This window comes from Streptococcus sp. GMD6S (genome assembly GCF_000297015.1).
Genome location: NZ_AJRH01000285.1, coordinates 1 through 8105, shown reverse-complemented (window position 1 = coordinate 8105; position 8105 = coordinate 1). Strand labels below are relative to the sequence as shown.

General features: G+C 40.8%; 8 protein-coding genes and 1 pseudogene. All 9 read left to right on the top strand.

The window, feature by feature from the left end; all coding sequences use genetic code 11:
• A pseudogene (locus GMD6S_RS12860) lies at positions 1–225 on the top strand (HI_0552 family protein); the annotation flags it as partial.
• Between the two features lie 132 nt (positions 226–357).
• On the top strand, positions 358–1815 hold the full coding sequence (locus GMD6S_RS10635) for a PTS ascorbate transporter subunit IIC (RefSeq protein WP_000452078.1): 1458 nt from the start codon (positions 358–360) through the stop codon (positions 1813–1815).
• Positions 1816–1837: 22 nt separating this feature from the next.
• A complete protein-coding gene (locus GMD6S_RS10630; RefSeq protein ID WP_000241470.1) occupies positions 1838–2116 on the top strand; it encodes a PTS sugar transporter subunit IIB in 279 nt (92 codons plus the stop codon).
• Positions 2117–2192: 76 nt separating this feature from the next.
• Positions 2193–2678, top strand: a complete 486-nt coding sequence (locus GMD6S_RS10625) for a PTS sugar transporter subunit IIA (protein WP_001049934.1) — start codon at positions 2193–2195, stop codon at positions 2676–2678.
• 14 nt (positions 2679–2692) lie between these two features.
• Positions 2693–3358, top strand: coding sequence for a 3-keto-L-gulonate-6-phosphate decarboxylase UlaD (locus tag GMD6S_RS10620; protein ID WP_000166723.1), 666 nt, complete (start codon positions 2693–2695; stop codon positions 3356–3358).
• Between the two features lie 3 nt (positions 3359–3361).
• Positions 3362–4225 carry an L-ribulose-5-phosphate 3-epimerase gene (locus GMD6S_RS10615; protein ID WP_000113588.1) on the top strand — a complete coding sequence of 288 codons (864 nt, stop codon included), beginning with the start codon at positions 3362–3364 and terminating at the stop codon, positions 4223–4225.
• A 1-nt stretch (position 4226) separates the two neighbouring features.
• A complete protein-coding gene (locus tag GMD6S_RS10610) occupies positions 4227–4931 on the top strand; it encodes an L-ribulose-5-phosphate 4-epimerase (protein WP_001077565.1) in 705 nt (234 codons plus the stop codon).
• Positions 4932–5098: 167 nt separating this feature from the next.
• Positions 5099–6772, top strand: coding sequence for a BglG family transcription antiterminator (locus tag GMD6S_RS10605; RefSeq protein WP_000242142.1), 1674 nt, complete (start codon positions 5099–5101; stop codon positions 6770–6772).
• A 116-nt stretch (positions 6773–6888) separates the two neighbouring features.
• Positions 6889–7980 carry an L-ascorbate 6-phosphate lactonase gene (ulaG, locus tag GMD6S_RS10600; protein WP_001134225.1) on the top strand — a complete coding sequence of 364 codons (1092 nt, stop codon included), beginning with the start codon at positions 6889–6891 and terminating at the stop codon, positions 7978–7980.
• Positions 7981–8105: the final 125 nt, after the last annotated feature.

The following is an 8105-nucleotide window of genomic DNA, read 5'->3' as shown; positions in this document are numbered from 1 at the left end:
GGAATTTATTATCTAGTCTACTCAAATGGGGAAAGTCATAAGGTGGAGGCTACTGAGGAGAACCGTCGCACTTTACGCGAGAAGGTACGCAATCAGGAAATCCGTAAAGTTTTGGTAAAGTCGGATGTTTCTTTTATTGAAAATCAAACATTAGCAGAGATTTTAGAAAAATTAGAAGAAACTTATACTCGCCTACTTCCTTACTATGAGGTGACGAGGAAGTAAAATTTCTCAAAAATATCATAAATCGTTCAGTCCAAGAGTGAACAGTCCGCTGTGTAATTCTTGGTCTTTTTGTTTGTGTTTTCAAAATATATAATAAAGTTACAAAAACAATTCAAATAAAGGAGAACAGTTATGGAAGTCATTTCAAGTGTTCTAAATTGGTTTTCTAGCAATATTTTGCAGAATCCCGCATTTTTCGTGGGTCTCTTGGTACTAATTGGGTATGCGCTTTTGAAAAAGCCAGCTCATGAAGTCTTTTCAGGATTTGTAAAAGCGACAGTTGGTTATATGTTGCTGAACGTTGGTGCGGGAGGCTTGGTTACCACTTTCCGTCCGATCTTGGCAGCGCTCAACTTTAAATTTCAAATTGGTGCGGCAGTTATCGACCCTTACTTTGGACTAGCAGCCGCAAATAACAAAATTGCAGCTGAGTTTCCTGATTTTGTCGGAACTGCAACAACAGCCCTTTTGATCGGTTTCGGGGTCAATATTCTGCTAGTGGCTTTCCGTAAACTCACCAAAGTGAGAACTCTCTTTATCACAGGGCATATCATGGTGCAACAAGCAGCAACTGTTTCTCTTATGGTTCTCTTCTTGGTTCCACAATTGCGCAATGCTTACGGTACAGCGGCTATCGGAATTATCTGTGGACTTTACTGGGCAATTAGCTCAAACATGACTGTTGAAGCAACTCAACGTTTGACTGGTGGGGGTGGCTTTGCGATTGGTCACCAACAACAATTTGCTATTTGGTTTGTAGATAAAATCGCAGGACGTTTTGGTAAGAAGGAAGAAAGTCTAGACAATATTAAATTGCCTAAATTCCTCTCTATCTTTCATGATACAGTAGTTGCCTCTGCGACCTTGATGCTGGTCTTCTTTGGTGCTATTCTCTTGATCTTGGGACCAGAAATCATGTCAAATAAAGAAGTAATCACTTCAGGAACCTTGTTCAATCCTGCTAAGCAAGACTTCTTCATGTATATTATCCAAACAGCCTTCACCTTCTCAGTTTACTTGTTTATCTTGATGCAAGGTGTCCGCATGTTCGTATCTGAGTTGACAAATGCCTTCCAAGGTATCTCAAGTAAGCTTTTGCCAGGTTCATTCCCAGCGGTGGACGTTGCAGCTTCTTATGGATTTGGCTCTCCAAACGCTGTTTTGTCAGGTTTTGCCTTTGGTTTGATTGGTCAATTGATTACAATCGTTCTACTCATCGTCTTCAAAAATCCTATCCTTATCATCACAGGATTTGTACCGGTATTCTTTGATAATGCAGCTATCGCCGTTTACGCTGATAAACGTGGTGGTTGGAAAGCGGCAGTTATCTTGTCCTTTATCTCAGGTGTACTTCAAGTTGCCCTTGGTGCTCTTTGCGTAGCCCTTCTCGACTTGGCGGCTTATGGTGGTTACCATGGAAATATCGACTTTGAATTCCCATGGCTTGGATTTGGCTACATCTTCAAATACCTTGGTATTATTGGTTATGTGCTTGTTTGCCTCTTCTTGCTTGTCATTCCTCAAATTCAATTTGCCAAAGCTAAAGATAAAGAAAAATACTATAACGGCGAAGTACAAGAAGAAGCTTAGAATTTAGAAAAGGAGAAATAAAATGGTTAAAGTATTAGCAGCATGTGGAAATGGTATGGGTTCATCAATGGTTATCAAGATGAAGGTGGAAAATGCGCTCCGCAAGCTAAACCAAACAGACTTTACAGTAAACTCATGCAGTGTCGGCGAAGCTAAAAGTTTGGCAGCTGGCTATGATATCGTTATCGCCTCTCTTCACCTGATCCAAGAATTGGAAGGGAGAACAAATGGGAAGTTAATTGGGCTTGACAACTTGATGGATGATAAAGAAATCACTGAAAAACTCAGTCAGGCACTATAGAAGGTTGGAGGGGGCTGGACAGAAACTGTGAAGACTGGGTTCTGTCCTAGTCCCTCTTTACATAAAGGAGGCAACTATGAATTTAAAACAGGCTTTGATTGAAAATAATTCAATTCGATTGGGACTTGAGGCGGCTGATTGGAAAGAAGCAGTTAAGTTAGCGGTGGAACCCTTGATTGAAAGTGGCGCAATTTTACCAGAGTACTATGATGCGATTATTGAGTCAACAGAAGAATATGGTCCCTACTATATTTTAATGCCAGGGATGGCTATGCCCCATGCTAGGCCAGAGGCAGGTGTTCAGCGGGATGCTTTTTCACTGATTACCTTGCAAAAATCAGTTGTTTTTTCAGATGGAAAAGAAGTATCCGTCTTACTAGCTTTGGCTGCGACAAGCTCAAAGATTCATACAAGTGTAGCGATTCCACAAATTATTGCCTTGTTTGAGTTGGAAGATTCCATTGCCCGCTTACAAGGATGCCAGAGCAAAGAAGAAGTTTTGGATATGATTGAAGAATCAAAAAATAGTCCATACCTCGAAGGCTTGGACTTGGAAAGCTAAAAAGGAGTAGGAAGATGACAAAAAGAATACCAAATTTACAAGTTGCACTAGACCATTCAGATTTGCAAGGCGCCATTAAGGCTGCTGTAGCTGTTGGTCATGAAGTGGATATCATCGAAGCTGGTACTGTTTGCCTACTTCAAGTAGGGAGCGAATTAGTAGAAGTCTTGCGTAGCCTTTTCCCAGATAAGATCATCGTTGCAGACACCAAGTGTGCGGATGCTGGTGGAACGGTTGCCAAGAATAATGCTGTACGTGGAGCGGACTGGATGACTTGTATCTGCTGTGCAACCATTCCGACTATGGAAGCTGCTCTTAAAGCCATCACAGCTGAACGTGGAGATAGAGGTGAAATCCAAATCGAACTTTATGGAGACTGGACTTTTGAACAGGCTCAACTCTGGCTTGATGCGGGAATTTCCCAAGCAATCTATCACCAATCTCGTGATGCCCTGCTTGCTGGGGAAACTTGGGGCGAAAAAGATCTAAACAAGGTCAAAAAATTGATTGATATGGGCTTCCGTGTGTCTGTTACGGGAGGACTGGATGTGGACACACTCAAACTCTTTGAAGGAGTGGATGTCTTTACCTTTATCGCAGGTCGCGGAATTACCGAGGCAGCAGATCCAGCAGGCGCAGCACGTGCCTTTAAGGACGAAATCAAACGAATTTGGGGGTAATTTATGGCACGTCCAATTGGAATCTATGAAAAAGCTACACCCAAGCATTTTACTTGGTTGGAACGCTTGAATTTTGCAAAAGAATTGAGCTTCGACTTTGTTGAAATGTCGATTGACGAGCGTGATGAACGTTTGGCTCGTCTTGATTGGAGCAAGGAAGAACGATTGGAAATCGTGAAAGCCATCTATGAAACAGGAATCCGAATTCCGTCCATCTGTTTTTCAGGTCATCGTCGCTATCCAATGGGTTCAAACGATCCAGTTCTAGAAGAAAAATCGCTGGAACTGATGAAAAAATGTATCGAACTAGCTCAGGATTTGGGAGTTCGTACGATTCAGTTAGCTGGTTATGACGTTTATTATGAGGAAAAGTCCCCTCAAACACGTGAACGTTTCATCAAAAACCTCAGACAAGCTTGTGTCTGGGCGGAGGAAGCTCAGGTCATCTTAGCTATTGAAATTATGGATGATCCTTTTATTAATAGCATTGAAAAGTACTTGGCTGTTGAAAAAGAGATTGATTCACCTTATCTTTTTGTTTATCCAGATATTGGTAATGTCTCAGCTTGGCATAATGACGTTTACAGTGAATTTTATATCGGGCACCATGCCCTTGCAGCCCTCCACCTCAAGGATACCTATCCCGTGACCGAAACTTCAAAAGGACAATTCCGAGATGTTCCTTTTGGAACTGGCTGCGTCAACTGGGAAGCAGCTTTTGATATTTTGAAAAAGACCAACTATAATGGTCCTTTCCTAATCGAGATGTGGTCTGAAAACTGTGAAACAGTAGAAGAAACCAAAGTGGCTATCAAAGAAGCACAAGATTTCCTCTACCCATTAATAAAGAAAGCGGGTTTGATGTAAGATGAATCAAGTAATCAATGATATGAGAAAGCGTGTCTGCGAAGCTAATCAATCTCTTCCTAAACACGGCTTGGTTAAATTCACATGGGGCAATGTCTCAGAAGTGAATCGTGAGCTAGGCGTGATTGTTATCAAGCCATCGGGAGTAGATTATGATAAATTGACTCCTGAAAACATGGTGGTGACAGATTTGGATGGGAAGGTACTTGAAGGTGATTTGAGACCATCTTCCGACCTACCAACTCACGTGGAATTATATAAAGCTTGGCCTACCATTGGTAGTGTGGTTCATACTCACTCGACAGAAGCAGTGGGTTGGGCACAGGCGGGACGTGATATTCCATTTTATGGGACTACACATGCCGACTATTTTTATGGACCAATTCCTTGTGCTCGTAGCTTGACTCAGGATGAAGTTGAAGTAGCGTATGAAAAGGATACAGGTTTGGTCATTCTGGAAGAATTTGAACGTCGCGGTCTCAATCCGGTTGAAGTACCAGGGATTGTCGTTCGCAACCACGGTCCATTCACATGGGGCAAGAACCCTGAAAATGCAGTTTACCATTCAGTGGTTCTCGAAGAAGTTTCCAAGATGAACCGTTTCACAGAGCAAATCAATCCAAGAGTTGAACCTGCACCACAGCACATATTGGAAAAACATTACCAAAGAAAGCATGGACCAAATGCCTACTATGGTCAAAAATAAAAAACGGGCAATTGAAAAGAGGCTTGGAGGTATCTAGGCCTCGCTTTTGCAATAAACCTGAAAAGCAAACGAGCCCAATGATAAATATTATCATTGAAATATTTTTATTAAAGTGCTATGATAGGGAGACTGTTTGATTGATTGGTCCCGAATAATAGGAGGATAAGATGGTATTAGATAAAACGAGTTGTGAGCTATTGATGTACCTCCTGGATCAAGAATCTCCCAAAACGATTATGACCATTTCCAAAGATTTGGGTCAATCAAGGAGAAAGGTCTATTATCACGTTGATAAAATTAATGATGCATTGGGCAATCCTGAACACCACCTTGTTAGCCTTCCTCGTATTGGTATCTACTTAACGGAGGAGCAGAGACTTGCTTGTCAGCAACTTTTATCCGAAGTTGACTCCTACGAATATGTGATGAGCGGGGAAGAACGCATGCAGATGATGTTATTTTGGATTGGAATTTCCAAAGAACGCATCACTGTCGAAAAACTGATGGAATTAACAGAAGTTTCGCGGAACACCGTTTTGAATGATCTCAATACCATCCGTTACCAGTTAAGCCTAGAACAGTATCAGGTAACCCTGCAAGTAAGTAAATCACAAGGTTATTATCTTAGCGCCCACCCCTTAAATAAAATTCAGCATCTTCAATCGCTCTTATACCATATCTTTATGGAAGGAAATGGAGCTTTTGTTACCATTCTTGAAGATAAGATAAAGGATAGATTCCAAGGAGAGTTGCTTTTGTCTAGACAAATGCATCAATTTCTCAAGGAGCAAGTCCCTCTGGTTGAACAGGATTTAGGGAAAAAAATAAATCATCATGAAGTGACCTTTATGTTGCGAGTGCTTCCTTATCTGCTTTTAAGTTGTGATAATATCACGCGTCATCAAGAAAAGCATCAGGATATTGATCAAGATTTTTCCTTGATTCGTAAGAGAATAGAGTACAGAGTATCTGAAAGGCTGAGTGAGCGCCTTTTTGAGACATTTGAAATTTCTTTATCGGAACTCGAAATTTCTCTGTTGGCCATTCTCCTTTTATCCTATAGAAAGGATAGAGACGTCCATGCGGAAAGCGAAGACTTTCACCAGCTGAAAGTCACTTTAGAGGAATTTATTTGGCATTTTGAATCACAAACCAAGATGGAAATCGAAAACAAGGAAGACTTGTTACGTAACCTGCTGATTCACTGTAAGGCTTTGTTGTTTAGAAAGACCTATGGCATCTTTTCTAAAAATCCTCTTACTAAGCAAATCCGTTCCAAGTACAGCGAGCTCTTTATCATCACCAAAAAATGTGCCGAGATTTTGGAGGAAGCCTGGCTTGTACGCTTGACGGACGATGAGATTGCTTATCTGACGATTCACGTTGGTGGATTTTTGAAATACACTCCATCCTCGCAGAATGCCACCAAAAAAATTTATCTGGTTTGTGACGAAGGAGTAGGGGTTTCTAAACTGTTGCTCAAACAATGTCGTTTCTATCTTCCCAACGAACAAATCGGGGCAGTTTTCACAACAGAACAGTTTAAAAGTGTTGAGGATATTGCCTTGGTGGATTTGGTGATTACAACAAATGATGAACTAGAGAGTCGCTTCCCTGTCTTAAAGGTCAATCCTATCTTGGAGGCAGAGGATATCTTGCGTATAGTTGATTATCTGAAAAACAAGGTTTTTCGAAAAGACGGCAGAAGTTTCAGCGAAAATTTATCAACCATTATTTCAACTTATATACCGGATAAGCGTGCCGCAACGAAACTGCAGCAGGAGATTCAAAGTCTGATAAATCAAGAATTACTTATCCAGTCCTTTTTTGAAGAGTTATAACATGACAGTCCAATGATGAACACAAACCTGTGTTTTTCTTGGTCTTTTTTAATTTTCGGGCGGGTGTTATACTAAGTATGAAATGAAAACTTGAACAAAAAATGGAGGATGTCATAATGCCAAACGTAAAAGAAATTACAAGAGAATCATGGATTCTAGCGACTTTCCCAGAATGGGGAACATGGCTCAACGAAGAAATTGAAGAAGAAGTCGTTCCTGAAGGCAATTTTGCTATGTGGTGGCTAGGCAACTGTGGAACTTGGATTAAGACACCTGGTGGTGCTAACGTTGTGATGGACCTTTGGTCAAATCGCGGAAAATCTACTAAAAAAGTTAAAGATATGGTCCGTGGGCACCAAATGGCTAACATGGCAGGTGTACGTAAATTGCAACCAAACTTGCGTGTTCAACCGATGGTCATTGACCCATTTGCAATCAATGAGTTAGACTACTACTTGGTTTCCCACTTCCATAGCGATCATATTGATCCTTATACAGCCGCAGCTATTTTGAATAATCCAAAATTGGAACATGTTAAATTCATCGGACCTTACCATTGCGGACTTATCTGGGAAGGCTGGGGAGTGCCAAAAGAACGCATTATTGTAGTTAAACCAGGTGACACCATTGAACTCAAAGACATGAAGATTCATGCTGTGGAATCTTTTGACCGTACTTGCTTGGTAACTTTGCCAGTCAACGGTGCTGATGAAACAGGTGGAGAATTGGCAGGTTTGACTGTTACTGATGAAGAGATGGCTCAAAAAGCTGTTAACTATATTTTTGAAACACCAGGTGGTACTATTTATCACGGTGCAGACTCTCACTTCTCAAACTACTTTGCGAAACACGGAAAAGACTTTAAGATTGATGTTGCTTTGAACAACTATGGTGAAAACCCAGTTGGTATCCAAGACAAGATGACTTCAATTGATCTTCTTCGTATGGCAGAAAATCTGCGTGCTAAAGTCATTATCCCAGTTCACTATGACATCTGGTCAAACTTTATGGCTTCAACCAATGAAATTTTAGAACTATGGAAGATGAGAAAAGACCGTTTGCAGTACAACTTCCATCCATTTATCTGGGAAGTAGGAGGTAAGTACACTTATCCTCAAGATCAGCACCTAGTAGAATACCATCACCCACGTGGATTTGATGATTGCTTCGAGCAAGATTCGAATATCCAATTCAAAGCTTTGCTATAAAAACTGTTCAAATGATGTAAATTATTATCTGGAGGTTATCCGTATGTTGCACTATACGGATAATTTTCATATAATAGTAAAATAGGATGTGTGATTTATTAATCACCTCAAAGAGAAAGGAAATT